Here is an 18726-nt window from a genome sequence, read left to right as displayed (position 1 = left end):
AGTAAGAGGGTTTATGTCTTCGTCTGCTACAGACTTGAGGTGCCTGTCAGTTCTTTGGGCGGTGGAAGGGGGCTGCGGACGACTCGAGCTTGGCGTGGGCCTTGTCTGCCTTTTTCAAGATCTTCTGAGCTTCATCGCGGGTCAGGCACTCTTCAGCGGCGAGCTGGAGGGACTCGAGGCGTGAATGGGCGGTGCTTGTCTTCATCTCTTCATAACCGATTCATAACCTTTTATCGCAAAATGCCTGCAATATCAAGCATTTCAACCCAAAAAATGGGACCTGTCAGGGCTTGGCGACGGCCAATGGGGTGAGCAACGCGTGATTTCGATACACGTTCTGCCCCATTGGCCTGATCGATTCAGTTGCAGCCGAACACGCCAAAGGTGATCTGGCTCACGATCCCGTGCCCCGTCAGAGCTTCCGTCAGCACGCCCACTACAAAGCCGATCATGGCGGCGCGGCCATTGAGGAGCTCTGCCCGTTCGAAACGCTCGCTGCGGATTTGAGCTGCTGCGGCACTTTGGAACCAGTCGTCGTTGGGAGTTGAAGAAGCCATGGCTCGTAGGCAAGTTACGAAATATTAATACCCTTGTAACGGTTTGTAAATGGGTGGTGCTTCGGCTCCCTAAGAAGCATCACCAATTGCTGCCAAGCAGCCCGGTCCGTAGCCAGACCGGATGTAGGTGCAACCGCCCCAGTCATGTCAACGTCGCGAAACCGAGCCCACAGCCGCTTCTCCTCCCGTCGAATCGACCAGGAGCTGCAGGGAGCTCAAGACGCTTTGATTGCTTTTGAGGGGTATGGCTCCAACGGGCCAATGCTGCATGCCTCGGCATTGCAGCGGCCTGCTGGTCGGCGTTCAGGCGCCTGGGTCGACAAGCTTGTCGCGCCGATTAATCAACTCCTGGCTGCGTTCAGCCGCCGGAATTGAATGAACGGGTGGTGCGAACACCGCGTTGTTGATTCCTTCGTTGTTGGGATCCAACGGCCAGGTGGTGAAGTTCCTCTGGATTCAATGGACGCACTGCAGACATCAGTGCGTCATCAGTCCAATAGTCGGGACTATCGAGAACTCCCAACCGCAATGGGCAGGATGGGCCAGAAATCATGGCTTCTCCTTTAAGGATGTCTTCAGCATGAAGCATCACAATTCCGAGGGGTTTGGACCTCTTGCTCCAGATTTAGTGTCTCCTCATGGCGGGCTCCCTTGCACTGGATGCAGTGCTGCTGTTGCGTTATCTGGCCACTTCACGCATGTTCACCAGGGTCTTAAGCGAGTGTTGACGTCCACTACATCTGGTGTTTGGTGGGTATTATTTTTTCATTGCATCAAAGATTGGTGCAGATCGCCGGGTGATGGGGATTGCCTTGGCTATTGAGCCGCTCCAGTAATGGAGCGGTTTTTTTGTCTGCACCAAACGATTTATACCCTTGGTGCCCTGTGGATCAAGTCTGCTACGGCTGGATCAGGTCAGCTGTGCATCTGCACCTTTATGCCTTGCGTTGTTTTACTGCACGAATTGTCTTCTACCGCTTAGCGCCATTGTTCAGGGCAGAGTCTTTGATCAAGAAAGTTAGTCCTAGCCAGCCAATCTGGCTTGCCGAATCGATTCAAAATCGATACCCATCACTTTGGTTAGAACGAGGTATCCGCCCCAAGCGACAACGTTGAGGCCAAGGGCCCAGAGATAAAGCGTGCGTCTGGCTTGGGTTGAGTCATCGCTCATCGGTTATTTCCGGTTCAACAGGCACCAGGCACCATAAAGGGCAAGGCCAAGCAGGATCCAGGGAAAGATTGCGCGCAGCAGTGTTAATCCAATCAGGACGACCACAAGTGTGATCGCAGATCGCTTCACCATGGCTTTGCTGCTGTCAGTCATGAACTGCCAGCGGGGAATCAAGGCCATTGCAACAACGATGCTGAACAGCGTTCTAGGAGACTTGGACGCAAATTGCCAACCTTTCTCTCAGGCTGGTCAATTCGCCATTCAAGGCTTTGGTTGGATGCCTGTTAAGTCGCTGTTTTTGGTTCTGATGAATCAGCTTGTGGCTTCAGCAATCGTATTCGAGATGAGATTTCTGCTCACGCTTGCCAAAATCGGCCTCTTTCATCTGTGATTCGTCATAAGCCCAGTTGCTGTAAATCCTTGATTCTGAAAAGCTCTTTTTAAGACGAAGTGCAGTGATGCGTTGGCCAAGTAGTTCGAATGACCACTTTGCTGCTGAAAGAACCTTGCCCATGACACCTCTTTGCATCGCTACCCATGTGATAGCCCATGGATATCAATTGAACATTGGTGCATATGCTCATTGAGGCTCGGTTTGATTCAAGCCTCCTCGACGGAATCATCGGCGTTTTGTTTGATGCCCTGTTGGCGTCGACTTGATTCACAGTTCCGGCACTCCTGTTGATCCAAGCCAAAGAAATTCAGAGGTTTGATGTCACCGCAGCTGATGCACTGACGTCCCTCTGCTGGGGGGGGCTTCAAAGGCCATGGTGGTCACTCCTTGGTGTTGATCGGCGTTGGTTTGATCCGGTCTGACAACACCTGGGGAGACCATAGGCGCCTCTGTTGATGGCACTGGGGGCAGTCCCCTCTCAGGCTCGAGTGCATGTGACCACAGTGCGCACAACAAATCAGTGCCATGGCTGTTGTTGCTGATGCACCACGCTGATTGTTCAGATCGAATCAGGCATCGGTGTTTGTCCCTAGTTCGATCCCAAGGTTTGGCGGTTCTCAGGATTGATCAAAGATCTTTTGCAGGGCAGTTCGCTCGTTTTGAAGCGAATTTGCCCTCATGGGGTTGCCCAGTGGCCTTGGCTGCCGGGGTCGATTCAAAAAGACCTTGCTGAGCCACCAGAGCTGAAGCCCGACAAACGCCAGGGCGAGTAGTGCCAGTTCAGTTGCCCCCTGCATCAGTAGTGCTTGCCGCGATTGTCGATCGCATCTGTTTTAAAGCACTCCAACTCTTCGGGTGTATGCAATGGGGGTTTCTCCCGTTGGCCAGTCCATCGCCGAAGCAGCTGCAGCAATCGTTTCATCCCTTGAATGTTGGTTCATCAAAGCCATGTGCCATCAGGCTATGCCAATCCTGATTTCATTCGGCATCAAATTGGTTGTTGTCATTGCCTCTAAACTTGTCCGCAGCAGAACACTCTGTTTCTCGTGACCTTTAAAGAGCTTGTGGCCAGTTTCAACAAACAAGTTACGAGCTGGGATGAGCTTTGTCTTGAAATCAGGTGTGAGAGCTGTTTTGCATCGGTTTTTGATGAAGTGAACGAGCAAATGGGCTCTTCAAGTGATGTACTTGCTCGGCTTGCCGATGAATTTCCCAATCACTACAAGAGTTATGCCAAGGAGAGGGGCCTGGTTCAGCCGTGACCAATCAGCCTTGATAAAGAGGTGTGAGAGAGGCAGTAGGTCGTGACACCACCCACCAAATCAAGCAACCACGCCCGAAGAGGTCTCCCTCTCACCTTCAAACCCTAGTTGTGGCTCGGGCCTCCGTCAGCCCCGGGTTCACCGAGAGGCAGCCAAGTTCGCTTTCGCTGCCTTGAGGGCTTCCTCGCAGGCCGCTCGGTCTTCGCTGTCGATGTCACCCTGACTGCCGTTCAAGCGTGCCTCCAGGAAGGCGATCTCATCAATCCAGTAGGCCCTGTCTTTGCCTTGTTGATCAGTCACGCGTTTGGAAAGGCTCGAGTCCATCGCACCCTTCATAGAGGAACGCTGCCCAGGCGGCTTCCACCACTGTCTGGTTTGTTCATGGCTTTGGGCTTGTGCGCTTAGAGGACGCAGACTGGGTGGATCTGAAGAAGGAGCGCATCGCCATCGACGAGACGTCTCCAGTCACCCCCATGACCGCGCTGGTCATCGATGCCGATGGGCATCTGACCTACATGGGTGAAGACGGATGCCGCCGGCAGATTGTTGGTGATCCCGAGCTCTTGGCGCGGTTGCAAGAGTTGCAAGGGAAGGACTGTACTGATGGCGATGGCGATTGGCAGATGTAGTTGGTCTCGCCAGATCTCCCAAGATCAGCCGAAGATTTCTTCTTTCTTCGGAGCTGAATGAGTCTTTTGACCGATGGGCTGTTTTGTTCGCTTTCCTTATGACGAGCAAAGCCATCTTGAAGTCATGGATACAATGTTTTTTGTTGGCGTGAATGCGGGGCTTCTGATCCTGCTGATTTTTGGTCTTGTATCTGCCAAAGCCAAGATCAAGGCCGGCCGTAAAGAGATCGTCTGAGCCACCAACGAAGCCGGTTTCATTGCTGGTAGGGGCAAGAAAAAACTCCGGCGCGTGACGGCACCAGGAATCTCTTCATCACGAAGATCAAAGTCCTGTCGATTCATTCAGGGCTTTTCCTCGGTGGTCGTCAGAGCTGCCAGTGCTCTTTCGATTTGTTCAATCTCCTCTTTTTGGCGTATGCCATCGCCCTTGTATGGGGGGAAGCGGGTTGTCGTTCAGAGTCCTAAACCCAATCATCTGAATACTTTGTCTTGCTGACGCTCAGTTCACGGATGTCTTCTGTGAGGTGCTGTGCTGCCCACATGCCTCTGACGACTTGGCAGACCCCTTCCTGGTCGCAAACCCTGAAGTACTCGAAGCCCTCTGGAGCGGTGGTGAGTCTTGTCTTGGTTCCTTTCATGTTCTTGATCTCCGCTGATCCAACAAATAGACAACAAGATGAGTCCCGACTAGGCGAATTGAGACAAAGTGTCCGGTTTATTACAAATCCTTGGATGGCTTAACAGGCGCAATTTCAATTCAGGCCCTTGGCGCGATGTGGGTGGCCAGGTCAGCGTTGAGTCAGTTGATATGGCCGTTGTCCACGTCGGCGACCTGGACGAGGGTGGGGACCTTGGGATTTCTGGCGCCACCGCGGGGTGAGAAGCCCGTTCAAGCAGCTTGCTTGAGCAGGGAGAGCAATAAAAAAACCGCCCCTTGCGGGACGGTTTAAACACCAGCTGGGGACTGGTTTTTGATCGCATCGGGGAGACAGGATTCGAACCTGCGGCATCTTGCTCCCAAAGCAAGCGCGCTACCAAACTGCGCCACTCCCCGGCACCTGCAAATCATAGGGCTCGACGGGCATCTGGCAAAAACCAGTAGTCGCAGTCAGTCTCATCCTTGTCGGTTCTAGAGGCTCTGAGCTGGATCGGGAGGGATCTTGTCGCTACTTTGTCGCTAGCGCAGCTCCCGTTGTCGCTAACCACCAGCCTCACTTAGCGACACCCGTTGCCTAGCCGCCTCCACGCCGAACCCTGGGTCCTGGTGATGCGGGACAACATCAAGGACCGGGTGGGTGCTGCCTACCGGGTGGTCCAGCAGTCAGGGAAGGCAAAGCTGGATGTTCGTTTCGCTGACGGCACCCGCAAGGCCGGGATGCTGCCGATCCCGTGGGACCAAGAGCACAGCCGGGAGATCGAGGATGCAGCGGTAGCTGTTGCTGGCCATGTTCAGAGCGGCAGAACGCTGAAGGAAGCGATCGCCGAGCTGGGGCCCACCCAGCTCCCCCGTCGCGTTGATACTTCCACCGCCACGTTGGTGATGCAGGCCTGGCAGGCCTTTGGTGAGGCCAAGCGCAAGGACGGCGACATCGAGCAGAGCACCTGGGACGAGGGTTACCGCAACACCGAGAAGGTGCTGGTGAAGGTGGCCGGCAGCCGCGACACCAACGAACTGCTCACGCTGTTGGGCCGCCACTGGGAGCCCGGCAGTGGTGTGCGCCGGCAGGCTGTGCAGCATGTTGCGGCGATGCTGCGCTGGGCCACCGATCCGGCCAATGGACCTGCGTTAGACCCCGACCGCTGGTTCGCTCCACCGAAGGGTGGCATCAGCCGCTGGGTCGGGCGGAAGAGTGCTGCGCTTCATGCGAAGACCTCTGAGCCCACGGTTCCGCTCTTCGACGAAGAGATCCTGGCGCTGTTGGATGCGCTGCCGGTGAATCACCGCCACCCTCGCGATCGTGAGGCTGCCCGCCGCTGGAAGTTTGTGTTCCAGCTCATGGCCACCTACGGCTTGAGGCCGATCGAGGTGAATCACTTGGTCGCCCGGGGGGCTCACATGTGGTGCACCTGGGTGAAGAAGGCCGGCGGCGGGACCACCAAGCCGCGGCGGCTGTATCCCCTCCACCGCAAGTGGGCGGAGGAGTGGGATCTAGTGGAGCGCATCCGGCGAGGTGAGCCGCTGCCGAAGCCACCGAAGTCCAGGGGGATCGATCAGCCGATGCGTCAGTACCTGGAGCGGTGCAGCGCGTGGGCCCCCATGGCCGCCCGGGGGTGCTCACCGAAGAGTTTTCGGCACGGATACAGCTACCGGGGGCACGTTCAGTACGGCCTCGGCGACCGCATCATGGCCGCCTCGATGGGACACACAACCGAAGTCCACAACAAGGCTTACGCCATGTGGACCGAGGAGCAGGGCATCGAGGAGGCGATGGCTCGGGCTGAGCTGCGTTTGCTTGGCGGGTCTTGACGGCCTCTGCGGAATCTGTAGGGTTTCAACAGGACCCGAGTATCCCGATTCTCGGGGGGACTCCTGAGTTTTGAGGGGCTACCTCCCTCCTCAGGGGCGCGCAATTTGCACTCTGCGGAACTCCGCCGCAGACCCAGCTGGAGGGGGAAAGCCTCCGCGGTCCGGGTAGGGGCCAGCAAACGTCGATGAATAACGGGGAAAAAGCCCACCTACACGTTCATCGACGTGACTCATCACCTAAACGAGGGGCCTTGGCTCCGTACGCCTGAGGCGTGCGTTGCACTGGGCATCAGCAGGGACACCCTGCAAGTTCGCAAGCGCGAAGGCCTGTTTCAGGCCGGTCGCGATTACATCCGCACAGGCCGCCACGCCAAGAGCCCTTGCCTCTGGAACATCCAGAGCGCCCGGGCGCAGATGGCGCTGTGGGCCGCCCCCACCGCGGTGGAGGAATGATGGCTGGTTCAATTCGAGTGGTCGGTGGCTACGACCGCAAGGCTCACCCCGAGGTGGTGCGCAAGATGATCACGCGCGGGCAGTCGCCGGTAGGCAACCCTGCGGTGATGGCTACGGAGGCGGACCGCGATGAGGTCTGTCGTCACTTCGACGACCTGGTTTGGGTCGGGTGGCTGAAACACGGAACCTGGTCCGATGAGCAGTTGGAGTGGCTGTCAGCCAGGGTGGATGAATACATCAAAGGCCGAGATATCGAGCTTTGTTGTCGGTGTCGAAATCATGCAGATCATCGTCGCTGTCACGGCGACACTCTGCGCGATTTGATCATCCACCTGGCTGAGGGCACCTGGTTCTCACCAGTTACTCAAAAAAAAGCTCAGAACTCCTGCCAGAACAGGCTAGATCCGTCAACTTCCGACACTAGCTCTGGTAAATAATCAGGGCTAGCGTTGTTATACACACTTTTAGATCACGCACTAATGAATACTTCCGAGAGGGAAGTTTTCGGCGCTCCGTTAGTGGATACGGTCTGTTTTCGTGTTCAACGAAGGCTGAACGTTTTCATCCGTGGTTTGGCCATGGCTGAGAAAACAGACCCCTCTGCTGTCATCCGCCGGATGCTCATCACCCAGGCCGAGCGGGAGGGCTTTGATGCTGACGGCGCATAGCAACCCGACGTTCCCTGAATTCGAGCAAAGGATGGTGTTCGAGTTCGTTCGATTCCTGCCGGAGGATCTGCGCTGGACCCCGGTTAAGTGCAAGAGGCCTTGCGACGGGAACGACTGGCAGAAGCACCCGTACAGCTTGTTCGAGCTGTTGCAGCTCAAGTTCAACTACACCGGCCTTGGTCTGATGACCGGCCCGGTCAGCAACGCCATGGTGCTGGACCTGGATGGCCCCGGCCATGAGCGGACGTTCCTGCATCACATGAAGCGGGAACTGGCGGCGCTCCCTCCCACGGTGTCATGGTCATCGGGGCGACCGCATCGTCACAGCCGGCTGTATCGCGTCCCTCCCGAGTGGTGGGGACGGATAACGGGTGGAAAGGAGCTGGACCTGGAGGGTGCCTCCAAGTTCGAACTCCGGGCCCACGGCCAGCAGGCGGTGATGGTGGGCAAGCATCCCAACGACAAGATCACCGGCGCACCAGGGGAGCCCTGCCAGAAGGTGGGGCCCGGTGAGGGTGATGGTCAGGGCTACTACGACTGGCTGGAGGGTTTATCCCCCGTAGGCATCGAAGTTGCGGATGCTCCGGAATGGCTCCTTGAGCGTTGGGCTGAGCTGTGCACACCGCAGGGGCGGCAGGCCAACAGCACCGAGGTGCGGCGGCCACGGAAGTCTCGTGAGGAGCTGGACTACGACCTGAGTCGGGTCGGCTACCTCCAGCAGTATTTCCAGCCGGCCAACGAGTACAGCGATTATTGGACCTGGCTCCACATCGGCATGGAGCTGCACTCGCTGTCATGCGACTGCGGTGATCCATGGAAGCTGTTCAACCATTGGACCGAGTGGTGCAGCGACATGCTCAACTTCGACCTCGCTGAGTGCGAGGAGAAGTGGGAGAGCTTTGGTCGCAAGCCCGGCGAGCGCACCTTTGCCAGCTTCATCCACCGCGCAAAGCAGCACCCCAAATGGGAGGGGCCGAAGCCCCAGGAGCGGGGTGATGATGCGCGTCCGGCTGAGGACGATGAGGCCTCAAAGGCGGAGAAGATCAAGGAGATCTACGCCGATCTCTATCGCCTCGAGAAGGAGGGCGATCCGGCTCAGAATCATTGGCGCGACTATCGCCGCTCCCAGTTGTTGGCCAGAAGGCTGAACCGGGATCAGATCGATGAGCGGCTGCTCATGATGACCGCCGCTGAACACGGTCTCCGCATCGGTGAGGGTGGCCAGGTTGTGACTCGTCATCGCAGCCTGGCGACAGCAACCACCGCCGCAGGCAACTACAACGAGCTGCTCCCGGGCTTCGTACACAAGGGCAAGGATGTCCTGCTGTTTGGTGCTTCCGGCTCCGGTAAAACCTTGGCCGGCCTGGCAATCACCTACGCCGTGTCGTCAGGACATGCGCCCTTCCTCGACATGGCCGAGGGAACGTCTTCGGCTGATCGTGGGCCTGCGCTTTACATCGGTTCCGATGGTGGCGAGGGGGCCCACGCGATGGCCAAGGATTACGCCGGGATGCTCCAGGTGTCGGGGCGGGCCCACTGGGACCACAACTTCACCTTCTGGGGCGCAGATGAGGAGACCGGTGAGCAGCCCTGGGGCTTCAATGTCGCCGGCATCCACAGGCTGTGCACCGAGCTGGAGCGCGGGCACCCCAACGGTGATCGCTACGCCGTGATTGTGCTGGACACTCTCAAGGCCGTGATGGACCTCGGGGGGATCAATTACACCGGCCCGGCGATGGGGACGGCCATGCGTTTGATGCAGGCCATCGCTGCGAAATACCAAGCCGCGGTGGTGTGGTTACACCATCCGAGCAAATCCAACCGTGGTGCTGACGTGGGGGTCAGTGGGTCCGGCGGTAACTCGAACATCTACGAGGTGCCGTTCGCCGTCCACAACCTCTACAAAGTTCCCCGCCAAGGCCACGATCATGTGACCCGGTGGGTGGTGGAGAAGTTCCGGGGGAACGCAGGGCGCAAGTTCGATTACGTCCTGGACCGCACCAATGGTCTGTTCGAGATCCTCAAACCGGAGACCGGCACCGAGGCCGATGTGCTCGAGGCAGTGTTTGGCCACAACGATGGTGGCGTTTCATCCACCGAGCTTGCCGATGCTCTGAACATGCAGAGGAAGACCCTCTACAACACATGGCTAACGCCGCTGCGCCGTAAGGGTCTGATCCGCACTCACAAACAGCGCTGGTACCTGGACAAGCCCGGTGCGCTGCGGCTGGCGGAGTTGATGCCGGAGAAGATCGACACCATCAACAAGGCCTTTGGGCTGAAGCCCAGGATTGTTGAGGTGTCCCGATGAACAGGGGGTGCCAAAACCAAGGAATCCGGGAATATCAGCCGCTGTGCAGCTGTAATCCCTTGCATCAGCTGGGGTGTGAGTCGCACACCGGCAGGGAAACTCTCGGGACAGTTGCGGGAAAGCGGGAAACTCTCCCCCCTGGACTTTCCCGGATTCCCGAGATCGTCCCGGGACTTTCCCGAGGAGTACCAGGGGTTAAAACCCTTACTACTACTTACTTCTTACCTACTAACCCCCTGGATCTTCCCGGTTTCCCGGCCCCGGCACAGACCGTTCGGTCGGCCAGGCGAGCCACGAAAAATTCGTGTTCTGAAAGCTCCGGAACCCCCGGGGAAAAATCGTGGGGGCCGTTATGGGGATAGGTAAGGAGCTGGAGTCCATCCGGCGGCGGACTAATCGGCTGGCGGCCTATGAAGCACCACCTGACATCAAGATCCACGTCATTAAAGAAGGCCAAGAGCCGCCCTTAATAGAGGACGACGCATGGGCCTTAGTAATAACTATTGAAAATAAATGCGATTACTATGGAGACGGAGAATCCTTCGACTCCAAGCCTGATTAGGGTCGCGGCCATTCAGGGAAAGAGACCCCTCGGACGAGCGCCCGGGGGGCTTCTTTTTGGCCATTCATCACGCGAAGCGCATCGCTGCACGCCGCTTGGCCGCATCCGAGGTCTGCAAATAAACCTGGAGCGTCTGTAGTGAACGGTGCCCTGACAGTGTTCGCAGATCCGCCAGTGGTGTCCCAGATGCACTGCTAGCACTGAGTGCTGAGCGCCTGAAGCTGTGGCTCGATACGCCGGTTAAGCGTGCCCGTGCCGCAGCATCAGCCAGCACCTGACCAAACCGCTGGCGCGTAACAGGCCGATCCATCGACGCACCGGGAAAAACCGGGTCGGTCTTCCGCGGTGGCCGTTTATAGGTGGCGGCCCATTGATGACGCCATTCCTCCAAAGCACCTATGCACAGTGGGTTTACGGGAATGACGCGTGAGGCCAGTTTGCCCTTGGTCGAATTCTTGGGCAGCAGGATCTCCTCCTCGCCGACGCATCCCCAGACCAGTTGCCTGGCCTCGGACACCCTTGCGGCGGTGAACCGCATGGTGATGGCAAGAACCTGGAACTTCTGATCGGTGATGCAGGAGATGAGGTGATCGAGCTGCTGCGAATCCAAGACTCGGGCCTGGCCGTTGCCTTCGAATTGCATTTTCAGTTGTCGAGGAGCGCTAGGAGCCCCCGGCTGACGCCAGGTTTTCCATAACTGTGATTTTAGAAAGCAAGAAAGCCAATCAAGGCAGGGGATTAGCCACTTTGCATGATTAGTATTGTCTCAGAATTACACTTCTTCGTACACACTTGATGATATCAGAGTTAGTGATAGGGGAGGGGTTGCAATTCGCTAGTTGCTTATCACTTTGCGGGGAACTTGTATAGAGAATATAGCACGACGGTAGGTGATTACCTAGTTCTGGATATGTATTACACCAAGGATGGCGATTGTGCACTTAGAATTACTTGCGAGCGCTTTTTTCATGTGGATAGCGATTGGGATCTCTCCGCAGATGAGTGGCAGTTGATGAGTCGCTGCTCCAAATGTGGCAACCAGCTGTATCCGACCAACTCACGGTCTGCATACATTTGGGCTGAGATGGCTTACAAGAAGTGCCTCAGTGGCCACATGTCACCGGAGGGATTACGCGATCAGCAAGCACCCAATCTGCTGGATCAACTGGCTAAGCGTCGTCCTCGCTTGATGTATTACTAATGGACTCGATCGTTCAGGAGAAAGTAACTAGGTTCTGCACCTGGTACGCCAAAGCTTTTCCGGGGGCACCGGTTCCGGTTCTGCCGAAAAAGGAGAGCGACCTGCCGCTGACAACCGTGCTGGCGATGAAGAGCGAAGACCCGGCGCTTGCCCAGCTGCTGTTCGCTGGAGCGAATGGCCACAGTGCGATGCCTGCCGACGTTGTGATGCGTCGAAACCAGGGGCAGTCGATTCCGCAGGATGCACAGCATCTCCGCCGGGCGGGCTTGGAGGCTGAAGCTCAAGCGGCGGAGGCGCGGGGGCAGCGTTTGATCGATCAACAGCTGGTGGATCAAGCCCGGCAGAGCCGTGAGGGCTACGAGCAGGCGATGCAGAAAACTGCTGCCTGGCAGGACATGGGTCTGCTCGCGAGGCTCGGCCATCAGCCGCTCACTTCTGAGCAAATCGCGGAGAACCGCCGCCGCTACCACGGTAAAAATTGACCCTCGCCATGGCTAAGGGCAGGGGCCGGCCCCGGCGTGAGGACATGGAGCTCCCGGCATACGTCTGCCGGGCGTTCCAACTTCATGCGCAGGGGGAGAGCTGGACCACCATTGCTGAGAAGTGCGGCACCACCACCGGCAACCTCAGGAAATGGAGGCAGCACCCGGATGCCGCCGGCTACATCAAGCAGGCCATCCACTCGAATATCGAGGAGAGCCACGGTGTCATTACCGAGGCGCTGCCGATGTTGGCCGCCCGGCTCGTGGAGCTTGGTCTGTCGAGCGAGGTGAAGCCCTACGCCCAGATCCAGGCAATCCTGGGCGCGTTCTCCGTCATCGATAAGGGCGTGACCGACCGTGAGAACGCTGAGCAGCTGGCCAAGGTCCGGGAGACCCTGGAGCGGTTGGAGGGCGGTCCGCCCAACGTGATCGACGTCTAGTAGCAGGAGATTTTCGAGACCTGGAAAGTCTTGAAGGTTCCGTAGGTGTCGAACTTCAGGATTGCCTTTTGTCCGGCCCCCACGTTGGTGGTTGTTTCGTTGGTGTAACCAACGTTGTTGCCATTGGCGTCGATCTTGTTCAGCTCTGCGTAGAGGTTTCCGCAACCTCTACGTGGAACAACTTCCATCTGGATGCAGCGCTGGCCGTAACTGCAGCTGTATGAGCCGTTAGGCGACCAGCGAATTGCCACCTTGCTGTTGTAACGGGTAAACCCATCTGGAACCCAAGAGTTATCCACCTTTGGAGTGGATTTTTGGGATGGTGATGAGCTTGGTGTCGTGTCCTCGATCATGCTGCCGATAGCGCCAAGGATGACAACGCCAACAAAGAGGCTCAGGCAGCCGACAAGGCATCCGTTCTTCTTCGCTGGCTTTTCGTCCCCATCCTTTTTGCTCGCCCCCGAGATGCGGGCTCTTTGCTCGTCAGCAGTCTCTGGTGCCGCCTTTGTTTCTGCAAAGGCCGGGTTGGGGTGACCGCAATGGGGACACGCGGCTGCCTGGTCGGACAACTGTTTCTCACATTCGACGCAGTTGATAAGAGCCATGGAGCAATGAACCCACCCTCCAAGGATGGCAGCGGTGAGCTAGCGCGTCTGCCAGCGCCACCGCGGTGGGCTTTCACCGCAGTCACGATCCACTCGTGCCCCAGGGTCTAAATGCAGAGGATCGCTCGGATCGTTCTTGTCGAAGACGGTCTCCTGCCAGCACTTAAACCACTGGTCATAAGCAGGACTCCTTAGGAGATCCATGCCCTTGCCCCACAGCAAGTAACCCACCCAGATGGTGGCGGGCACAGCAGCAACAGCAGCCATGACGCCAAGGGCTGTCATGAAACCGCTGCGGAATTTGTTGCTCATGCGCCAAGGATTGCAGCGATCCTTGAGCCGCCCAGTCGTGGCTCAGTCCTTGCGAGCACTTTTGCCGTGTTGGGCAATGCTGGCGAGAGTGACCAGTTGCGCGCCCATGCCCAAATTCAGAACTTGGTAGATCTGATGTATTGAGCTTGATGTTGACATCGCACAGCCATTAATAAACAACAAACCTCCAGCGATTCCACCAACGATTGCGCCGAAGGAAAGTGGGGGAACTTTTAGGTTGGGAGCAGTGTCTGAGGACTGTGTCATTGACCTGTTCTTAGGTGTTCGGACACAAATAGTCTGGTCACCGCAGCCAGCTGTGGCCGGTTGTCGCTTTTATGTCGCTAAGACAGTGCTCTGAGATTGTCGAGGTTCTCAGTACCAGTGGGGTTGTTGCTTGTCGGTTGCGCTACTCCCAAAGCAAGCGCGCTACCAAACTGCGCCACTCCCCGGCGCACACAGAGATTAGCGGTCAGCGTGCAGCTGTTCAGCCAGGTTGACGCCGCTGCTGATCGCTCCCTCCGCTCGGCCGAAGCCAGGCACTGCGATCCAGTCGCCACAGAACCCAACGGCGCTAGTGGGGCACCACTGCAGTTCTTGTGGCAAGGGGTTGTTGAGGGGTCGTGAGGCGCCCCAGCGCATCACACCCAACGGCGTCGCCTGGTTCAACGCAGCTGAAACAACCGGCAGGGCTTGCAGCAGTTCGGGCAACAGCTCCACCAGGCGCTGTTGCTCCTGAGCCAGCAGGTGCCCCTGGCTTTCGGGTGTGATTGCTTCCCCGGAATCCAATCCATGCACCACAAGCCCCCAGCGTCCATCGCTTTGCGGCTGCAGCACGAGGCGTTCCACCTTCCAGCGCGCCTTTGCGGCGTCGTCCAACCAGATCTGAGCGGGAAGCTCCTCAGCGTTGAGCGCGAGCACGCCCAGATCCACCATCAGGTTCCAGCGCACTTCGGCTTGGCTGAGTTGCAGCAGGCTCAATGCCTTGTCGAGCTCGTTATCCTCGCCTTCTGCAACGGCTGTGCGCAGGGGGACGTCATCCCAGGCCAGCATCTTGAGTGAGCGGGGATGGGCCAGCAGGGTTCCACTGAGCACGAGGCGCTTGGCCCTGAGGCTCCAGGTTCGATCCTCGTTCTCCAGCAGCCAATGGTCCCGGCGTCGCTCCAACCAGCGCACACGGGTTTCGAACTGACGGCTCAGTTGCGCGGTGCCAGCCGTATCGAGAAGCGCCTCGCAGATGCTGGCCATGCTGGGCACACCATGCCACCAGCCACCCTCTGGACAGGCGTCTGGGCTGGTGGCAGGTGACAAACCGCCTTCGACATTGAGCGAAAGTACAGCTCGCTCGTCCCGCTGGAGCACACCTGCTGCCCGCAATGGCTTCAGCAGTGAATCCATGCCCTCCGGCATGGATTCACTGAGGTTGAATCCCGGTGCTCCATGGTTGAGCAGCCAGCCACTTTGGTCGCGTCTCCTGCGGGTGGCCGTGCGTCCACCTGGCCCCCGGCCGGCCTCGATCAAAGCGATGTTGAGGTCAGATCCCAGCTGATTGAGCCGGCCAATCAGGCTGCAGCCAGCAAGCCCTGCACCGATAACGGCGAGATCAACCTCAGCCACGTTCGCTGAAGCCTCTTCCGCTGATCACATCCAATAGCGCTCTGCGGCCACTCGAGAAAACAAACCACCCAGCAATGCCAGAAGAATCGTGACGCCAAAGAATGCGAAATACGCCATCTGAACTGTTGGCCTGATCAGAGATTCACGGCTTTCTAACAGCCGCTCGGTCATCGGCTCGGCTGAGTCACGAGACGACATCAAATCGTGGATATGGGTCGCCTGAGATTCGAACTCAGGACCAGCCGGTTAAAAGCCGGATGCTCTACCGCTGAGCTAGCGACCCTTGCCCGCTTGGGCATGCCATTTCGGCACCAAATGAGGTTATCACTCAGGTCGCCGGGGAGACTGGTGGCTGCTGAACCATGGCCATGACTGGATCCAAGCCCTGGCCCGATCCCCAGATCGATGCCAACGCCTGGGTTGCTGAATCCGCCGTTGTGATTGGCAATGTGCAGATGGCAGCGGGCAGCAGCCTCTGGCCCACGGCCGTTGCGCGCGGAGATCTCGAGCAGATCAGCATCGGAGCGGGCAGCAATGTTCAGGACGGTGTCGTGCTCCATGGCGATCCCGGACAGCCGGTTCGCCTCGGTGCTGACGTCACCGTGGGGCACAGGGCCGTCATCCACGGCGCCACGCTCGAGGATGGATGCCTGGTGGGCATTGGGGCCATCGTTCTCAATGGCGTCACCGTCGGTGCAGGCGCCCTGGTGGCTGCTGGTTCTGTTGTTACCAAGGATGTGCCTCCCGGAACCCTGGTGATGGGTGCGCCAGCGGCGGTGAAGCGGGAGTTGTCGCCTGAGGCGATTGATGAACAGCGCTGCCATGCCCGGCGTTATGCGCAATTGGCGGCATCCCACGCCCAGATCAGGCCTTGAACGCACTCCTCTGATTGCTGCGAATTCGATCAGCTTTCAAGGAAGGTCGTGGGATCAACGGAGAAGTCCGTAAGATCGGCGACACAGATTTCCGTTTTCAAGAATGGTCCGAGTTGCCATCGGTCTGGTCCTCATCCTGGTGATCGTCGGTTACTCGGCCTTCAGCGTGATCACCACGGGCCAGGTTCTGGGTATCGATGCCCGCCTGTTCCTGGTGGTTGCCCCGATCCTGGCCGCCGTCAGCTGGGCTGCTTTCAACATCGGCCGTGCGGCTGTGGGTCAGCTGCAGCTGATGCTCAAGCGCAGCCGCGCCTGATCCAGGCAAGCGAGCTTCGTAGGCTGAAGGCTGCTTGATGCAGCCGGTTGTCTCAATCTCCCCATGTCGCCGTTCTTGGTGCCGGTCTGGCCGGTACCGAGGCGGCTTGGCAGATCGCCCGAGCAGGTGTTGCGGTCACTCTGGTGGAGATGCGTCCGATTCGACGCTCCCCTGCACACCACAGCAGTGATTTCGCTGAATTGGTGTGCAGCAATAGCTTTGGCGCTCTGAGCAGCGACCGTGCCGCAGGCTTGCTGCAGGAGGAACTTCGCAGGCTTGGCTCTTTGGTGATCGGCACGGCCGACACCCATGCGGTGCCGGCCGGCGGAGCCTTGGCGGTTGATCGCGGTCGCTACAGCGCTGCCCTCACGGAAGCTCTCGACCAGCATCCTCTGGTCACGATTGAACGGCGTGAGCAGCAGGCTCTACCGCCGGAGGATGCGATCACCGTTTTGGCGACGGGGCCGCTGACGAGTGAACAGTTGGCGGAGGATCTGCGCCAGTTCACCGGCCGTGCCGACTGCCACTTCTTTGATGCGGCCAGTCCGATCGTGCATGGGGACAGCATCGATCTGTCGGTGGCCTTCCGCGCCAGCCGCTACGACAAGGGGGATGCCGACTACATCAACTGTCCGATGGACAAGGAGCAGTACCTGGCGTTCCGCCAGGCCCTGCTGGAGGCGGAACAGGCGGAACTCAAAGACTTCGACAAAAACGACGCCACCTTCTTTGAAGGCTGCCTGCCGATTGAGGAGTTGGCGCGTCGTGGTGAAGACACAATGCGTTATGGCCCCCTGAAGCCGATCGGGCTCTGGGATCCCCGTTGGGGCGATGTGAATGATCGCGATGTGCGCCGGGCCAAGCGCGCCTACGCGGTGGTGCAGTTACGGCAGGAAGACAAGGACGGGCGCCTCTGGAATCTGGTGGGTTTCCAGACGAATCTCAAATGGGGTGAGCAGAAGCGAGTTCTGCAGATGATCCCCGGGCTTGGCCAGGCGGAATTCGTGCGCTTCGGGGTAATGCACCGCAACACCTTCCTGGAGTCGCCGCAGCTGCTGCAGCCCACCCTGCAGTTCCGCCAGCGCCCCAACCTCCTGGCGGCAGGCCAGATCACAGGCACCGAGGGCTATGCCGCCGCCGTGGCCGGTGGCTGGTTGGCCGGCACCAATGCGGCCCGGCTGGCCCTGGGCCTGAAGCCCATTGATCTGCCCGCCACCTGCATGAGTGGAGCCCTCACCCATTTTGTCAGCGAGGCACCAACGGCCAAGTTCCAGCCGATGCCCCCAAACTTCGGTTTGTTGCCGGAGCTGCCGGAACGCATTCGCGACAAGCGAGCACGCTATGGCGCCTACCGCGATCGTGCCCTGCAGGACTTGGAGCCGATGCGGGCCCTCCAACTCCAGACCGTGACGGCATGACAACCCTTGCGGAGGCTCGCCGGATCGAACAGCGCTCCCTGCGCTTCGGTGTTGGAGCCAACGCAGTGATGGCCCTGGCTGGGTTTTCCGCCCATGTGCTCACCGGATCCTCGGCCCTGCTGTTGGACGGCCTTAATTCCGCCGTGTTGGTGGGGTCGTCCTTGATTGCCAGTCGTATCAGCCGCAACGTGGTGCGGCCACCGGATCGAGCCTGGCCCTACGGCTACGAAGGCCAGGAAGCCCTGTATGTGCTGTTTCGCTCCCTGGTGCTGCTCGGGGTAATCGGCTTTGGCGTCGGCAGCTCCTGCTCCACCTTGATCGATTGGTGGCGGGGGAACAGCATTGCGCCGCTGCATCTGGAGCCGGTGGCGCTCTACACCGCTTTGATGACGGCACTGTGTGGATTGCTGGCCTGGCGGCACCGCCGGGATTGGCGCCGCACGGGTCGTGTCTCGTTGCTGCTGCTCACAGAGGCCCGTAATGCCCGGATCGATGCCGTGATCACCCTGGCCACGGGTCTGGCCTTGCTGGCGTCGCCGCTGCTCTTGGCAACGCCCTTGTCTGCCCTTGCGCCGATCACCGATGCCTTGCTGGTGTTGGCGGTGAGCCTGGCCTTGCTGCGCGAACCGCTGTCGGCGCTGCGGGATGCCATGGCCCAGGCCGCGGGCTGTGCCGCTGACCCGGATGTGCTCCAGCGCACCCGCATGGTGTTGATGCAGGAGCTGGTGGGGCTTCAGCTGCAGATGATGGATTTCACGGTGCAGCAGCTCGGCCGCACGGCCTTTGTCGTGGTCTACATCAATCCGCTGCAGCCCCAGGAAAGTCGGGTGATTGATGGGTTGCGCCATCACATCGATGCCCGCTGTAGTGCTGAACTCGGACGTCCGGTGCGCTCTGAGGTGATCCTTACGGTGATGCCGCCGATTCACCGCCAGGATCCAAGGCCGCAGACGGCCCCTTAGCGTCACCCCCAAAGAAGCGATGCC

The 18726-nt window shown here is 58.8% G+C and carries 23 protein-coding genes and 2 tRNA genes; 15 read left to right on the top strand and 10 right to left on the bottom strand.

Annotated elements, in window-relative coordinates; genetic code table 11:
• Positions 1–46: 46 nt before the first annotated feature.
• Both SynTAK9802_RS04290 and SynTAK9802_RS04285 read right to left on the bottom strand, forming a co-directional pair.
• Entirely contained in the window at positions 47–205 is a 159-nt protein-coding gene (locus tag SynTAK9802_RS04290; protein WP_186497447.1) for a hypothetical protein, read from the bottom strand.
• Between the two features lie 154 nt (positions 206–359).
• Positions 360–557, bottom strand: a complete 198-nt coding sequence (locus SynTAK9802_RS04285; protein ID WP_115010181.1) for a chlorophyll a/b-binding protein — start codon at positions 555–557, stop codon at positions 360–362.
• 144 nt (positions 558–701) lie between these two features.
• On the opposite strand from SynTAK9802_RS04285, the gene SynTAK9802_RS04280 reads away from it, so the two are divergent.
• The 3 genes from SynTAK9802_RS04280 (at position 702) to SynTAK9802_RS04270 (ending at position 3384) form a co-directional block, all read left to right on the top strand.
• A complete protein-coding gene (locus tag SynTAK9802_RS04280; RefSeq protein ID WP_186497446.1) occupies positions 702–932 on the top strand; it encodes a hypothetical protein in 231 nt (76 codons plus the stop codon).
• Positions 933–1858: 926 nt separating this feature from the next.
• Positions 1859–2119 (top strand): hypothetical protein, encoded by a 261-nt coding sequence (locus SynTAK9802_RS04275; RefSeq protein ID WP_186497445.1) that lies wholly within the window; start codon positions 1859–1861, stop codon positions 2117–2119.
• A 1067-nt stretch (positions 2120–3186) separates the two neighbouring features.
• Positions 3187–3384: a hypothetical protein gene (locus SynTAK9802_RS04270; protein WP_255487845.1), complete on the top strand. Its 198-nt coding sequence runs from the start codon at positions 3187–3189 to the stop codon at positions 3382–3384.
• Positions 3385–3522: 138 nt separating this feature from the next.
• Here the strand turns inward: SynTAK9802_RS04270 and SynTAK9802_RS04265 are convergent, their stop codons facing one another.
• Complete coding sequence (locus tag SynTAK9802_RS04265; RefSeq protein ID WP_232202457.1) at positions 3523–3684, bottom strand: hypothetical protein; 162 nt, start codon at positions 3682–3684, stop codon at positions 3523–3525.
• Positions 3685–3803: 119 nt separating this feature from the next.
• On the opposite strand from SynTAK9802_RS04265, the gene SynTAK9802_RS04260 reads away from it, so the two are divergent.
• Together SynTAK9802_RS04260 and SynTAK9802_RS04255 are read left to right on the top strand one after the other, a co-directional pair.
• Positions 3804–4013, top strand: coding sequence for a hypothetical protein (locus tag SynTAK9802_RS04260; RefSeq protein ID WP_255487844.1), 210 nt, complete (start codon positions 3804–3806; stop codon positions 4011–4013).
• Between the two features lie 73 nt (positions 4014–4086).
• A complete protein-coding gene (locus tag SynTAK9802_RS04255; protein WP_186497441.1) occupies positions 4087–4248 on the top strand; it encodes a hypothetical protein in 162 nt (53 codons plus the stop codon).
• Between the two features lie 745 nt (positions 4249–4993).
• On the opposite strand, the gene SynTAK9802_RS04245 is transcribed toward SynTAK9802_RS04255, so the two are convergent.
• Positions 4994–5067: transfer RNA gene (locus tag SynTAK9802_RS04245), tRNA-Pro, on the bottom strand.
• 174 nt (positions 5068–5241) lie between these two features.
• Between SynTAK9802_RS04245 and SynTAK9802_RS04240 the strand changes: the two genes are divergently transcribed.
• The 4 genes from SynTAK9802_RS04240 to SynTAK9802_RS04225 all read left to right on the top strand — a co-directional run bounded on the left by SynTAK9802_RS04240 (position 5242) and on the right by SynTAK9802_RS04225 (position 9912).
• Positions 5242–6480: a hypothetical protein gene (locus tag SynTAK9802_RS04240; RefSeq protein WP_186497440.1), complete on the top strand. Its 1239-nt coding sequence runs from the start codon at positions 5242–5244 to the stop codon at positions 6478–6480.
• A gap of 225 nt (positions 6481–6705) precedes the next feature.
• Entirely contained in the window at positions 6706–6933 is a 228-nt protein-coding gene (locus SynTAK9802_RS04235; RefSeq protein ID WP_186497439.1) for a hypothetical protein, read from the top strand.
• Positions 6930–7370: a DUF4326 domain-containing protein gene (locus SynTAK9802_RS04230; protein ID WP_186497438.1), complete on the top strand. Its 441-nt coding sequence runs from the start codon at positions 6930–6932 to the stop codon at positions 7368–7370. Before SynTAK9802_RS04235 ends, SynTAK9802_RS04230 begins: the two co-directional genes overlap by 4 nt.
• A 214-nt stretch (positions 7371–7584) precedes the next feature.
• Complete coding sequence (locus SynTAK9802_RS04225; protein WP_186497437.1) at positions 7585–9912, top strand: AAA family ATPase; 2328 nt, start codon at positions 7585–7587, stop codon at positions 9910–9912.
• A 629-nt stretch (positions 9913–10541) separates the two neighbouring features.
• Here the strand turns inward: SynTAK9802_RS04225 and SynTAK9802_RS04220 are convergent.
• A complete protein-coding gene (locus SynTAK9802_RS04220; protein ID WP_186497436.1) occupies positions 10542–11084 on the bottom strand; it encodes a site-specific integrase in 543 nt (180 codons plus the stop codon).
• Between the two features lie 590 nt (positions 11085–11674).
• On the opposite strand from SynTAK9802_RS04220, the gene SynTAK9802_RS04215 reads away from it, so the two are divergent.
• Together SynTAK9802_RS04215 and SynTAK9802_RS04210 are read left to right on the top strand one after the other, a co-directional pair.
• Positions 11675–12157, top strand: a complete 483-nt coding sequence (locus SynTAK9802_RS04215; protein WP_186497434.1) for a hypothetical protein — start codon at positions 11675–11677, stop codon at positions 12155–12157.
• A 44-nt stretch (positions 12158–12201) separates the two neighbouring features.
• On the top strand, positions 12202–12597 hold the full coding sequence (locus SynTAK9802_RS04210; protein WP_186497433.1) for a hypothetical protein: 396 nt from the start codon (positions 12202–12204) through the stop codon (positions 12595–12597).
• Here SynTAK9802_RS04210 and SynTAK9802_RS12460 read toward each other — a convergent pair.
• From SynTAK9802_RS12460 to SynTAK9802_RS04185, 5 genes are all read right to left on the bottom strand, one after another.
• A complete protein-coding gene (locus SynTAK9802_RS12460; RefSeq protein ID WP_222929016.1) occupies positions 12594–13202 on the bottom strand; it encodes a hypothetical protein in 609 nt (202 codons plus the stop codon). The two genes, SynTAK9802_RS04210 and SynTAK9802_RS12460, sit on opposite strands and share 4 nt — an antisense overlap.
• A gap of 39 nt (positions 13203–13241) precedes the next feature.
• On the bottom strand, positions 13242–13514 hold the full coding sequence (locus tag SynTAK9802_RS04200) for a hypothetical protein (RefSeq protein WP_186497432.1): 273 nt from the start codon (positions 13512–13514) through the stop codon (positions 13242–13244).
• Between the two features lie 465 nt (positions 13515–13979).
• Positions 13980–15131 (bottom strand): NAD(P)-binding protein, encoded by a 1152-nt coding sequence (locus tag SynTAK9802_RS04195; RefSeq protein ID WP_186497431.1) that lies wholly within the window; start codon positions 15129–15131, stop codon positions 13980–13982.
• A gap of 24 nt (positions 15132–15155) precedes the next feature.
• Positions 15156–15302 (bottom strand): hypothetical protein, encoded by a 147-nt coding sequence (locus SynTAK9802_RS04190; protein ID WP_186497430.1) that lies wholly within the window; start codon positions 15300–15302, stop codon positions 15156–15158.
• Positions 15303–15342: 40 nt separating this feature from the next.
• Positions 15343–15414, bottom strand: a tRNA-Lys gene (locus SynTAK9802_RS04185).
• A 79-nt stretch (positions 15415–15493) separates the two neighbouring features.
• On the opposite strand from SynTAK9802_RS04185, the gene SynTAK9802_RS04180 reads away from it, so the two are divergent.
• The 4 genes from SynTAK9802_RS04180 to SynTAK9802_RS04165 all read left to right on the top strand — a co-directional run bounded on the left by SynTAK9802_RS04180 (position 15494) and on the right by SynTAK9802_RS04165 (position 18702).
• Positions 15494–16006, top strand: a complete 513-nt coding sequence (locus SynTAK9802_RS04180) for a gamma carbonic anhydrase family protein (protein ID WP_186497429.1) — start codon at positions 15494–15496, stop codon at positions 16004–16006.
• A 193-nt stretch (positions 16007–16199) separates the two neighbouring features.
• Positions 16200–16322: a photosystem II protein Y gene (locus tag SynTAK9802_RS04175; RefSeq protein ID WP_025362202.1), complete on the top strand. Its 123-nt coding sequence runs from the start codon at positions 16200–16202 to the stop codon at positions 16320–16322.
• Between the two features lie 47 nt (positions 16323–16369).
• The gene (gene trmFO / locus SynTAK9802_RS04170; protein ID WP_186497428.1) at positions 16370–17740 is read left to right on the top strand and encodes an FADH(2)-oxidizing methylenetetrahydrofolate--tRNA-(uracil(54)-C(5))-methyltransferase TrmFO; all 1371 of its coding nucleotides are present in this window, start codon (positions 16370–16372) and stop codon (positions 17738–17740) included.
• Positions 17737–18702 (top strand): cation transporter, encoded by a 966-nt coding sequence (locus SynTAK9802_RS04165; protein ID WP_186497426.1) that lies wholly within the window; start codon positions 17737–17739, stop codon positions 18700–18702. The genes trmFO and SynTAK9802_RS04165 overlap by 4 nt, the downstream gene beginning before the upstream one ends.
• Positions 18703–18726 lie beyond the last annotated feature (24 nt).

Source organism: Synechococcus sp. TAK9802 (assembly GCF_014279535.1).
Classification (GTDB): domain Bacteria; phylum Cyanobacteriota; class Cyanobacteriia; order PCC-6307; family Cyanobiaceae; genus Parasynechococcus.
The sequence above is the reverse complement of the archived record's forward strand: the minus strand, read 5'-3'. Positions and strand labels throughout refer to the sequence as shown.

Bases quoted from the DNA above. Each gene is read 5' to 3' on its own strand.
- SynTAK9802_RS04255 (WP_186497441.1), top strand. From the start codon at position 4,087: ATGGGCTGTTTTGTTCGCTTTCCTTATGACGAGCAAAGCCATCTTGAA.
- SynTAK9802_RS04165 (WP_186497426.1), top strand. From the start codon at position 17,737: ATGACAACCCTTGCGGAGGCTCGCCGGATCGAACAGCGCTCCCTGCGC.
- SynTAK9802_RS04275 (WP_186497445.1), top strand. From the start codon at position 1,859: ATGGCTTTGCTGCTGTCAGTCATGAACTGCCAGCGGGGAATCAAGGCC.
- SynTAK9802_RS04230 (WP_186497438.1), top strand. From the start codon at position 6,930: ATGATGGCTGGTTCAATTCGAGTGGTCGGTGGCTACGACCGCAAGGCT.
- SynTAK9802_RS04280 (WP_186497446.1), top strand. From the start codon at position 702: ATGTCAACGTCGCGAAACCGAGCCCACAGCCGCTTCTCCTCCCGTCGA.
- SynTAK9802_RS04285 (WP_115010181.1), bottom strand. From the start codon at position 557: ATGGCTTCTTCAACTCCCAACGACGACTGGTTCCAAAGTGCCGCAGCA.
- SynTAK9802_RS12460 (WP_222929016.1), bottom strand. From the start codon at position 13,202: ATGGCTCTTATCAACTGCGTCGAATGTGAGAAACAGTTGTCCGACCAG.
- SynTAK9802_RS04210 (WP_186497433.1), top strand. From the start codon at position 12,202: ATGGAGCTCCCGGCATACGTCTGCCGGGCGTTCCAACTTCATGCGCAG.
- SynTAK9802_RS04225 (WP_186497437.1), top strand. From the start codon at position 7,585: ATGCTGACGGCGCATAGCAACCCGACGTTCCCTGAATTCGAGCAAAGG.
- SynTAK9802_RS04215 (WP_186497434.1), top strand. From the start codon at position 11,675: ATGGACTCGATCGTTCAGGAGAAAGTAACTAGGTTCTGCACCTGGTAC.
- SynTAK9802_RS04180 (WP_186497429.1), top strand. From the start codon at position 15,494: ATGGCCATGACTGGATCCAAGCCCTGGCCCGATCCCCAGATCGATGCC.
- SynTAK9802_RS04200 (WP_186497432.1), bottom strand. From the start codon at position 13,514: ATGAGCAACAAATTCCGCAGCGGTTTCATGACAGCCCTTGGCGTCATG.
- SynTAK9802_RS04190 (WP_186497430.1), bottom strand. From the start codon at position 15,302: ATGACCGAGCGGCTGTTAGAAAGCCGTGAATCTCTGATCAGGCCAACA.
- SynTAK9802_RS04290 (WP_186497447.1), bottom strand. From the start codon at position 205: ATGAAGACAAGCACCGCCCATTCACGCCTCGAGTCCCTCCAGCTCGCC.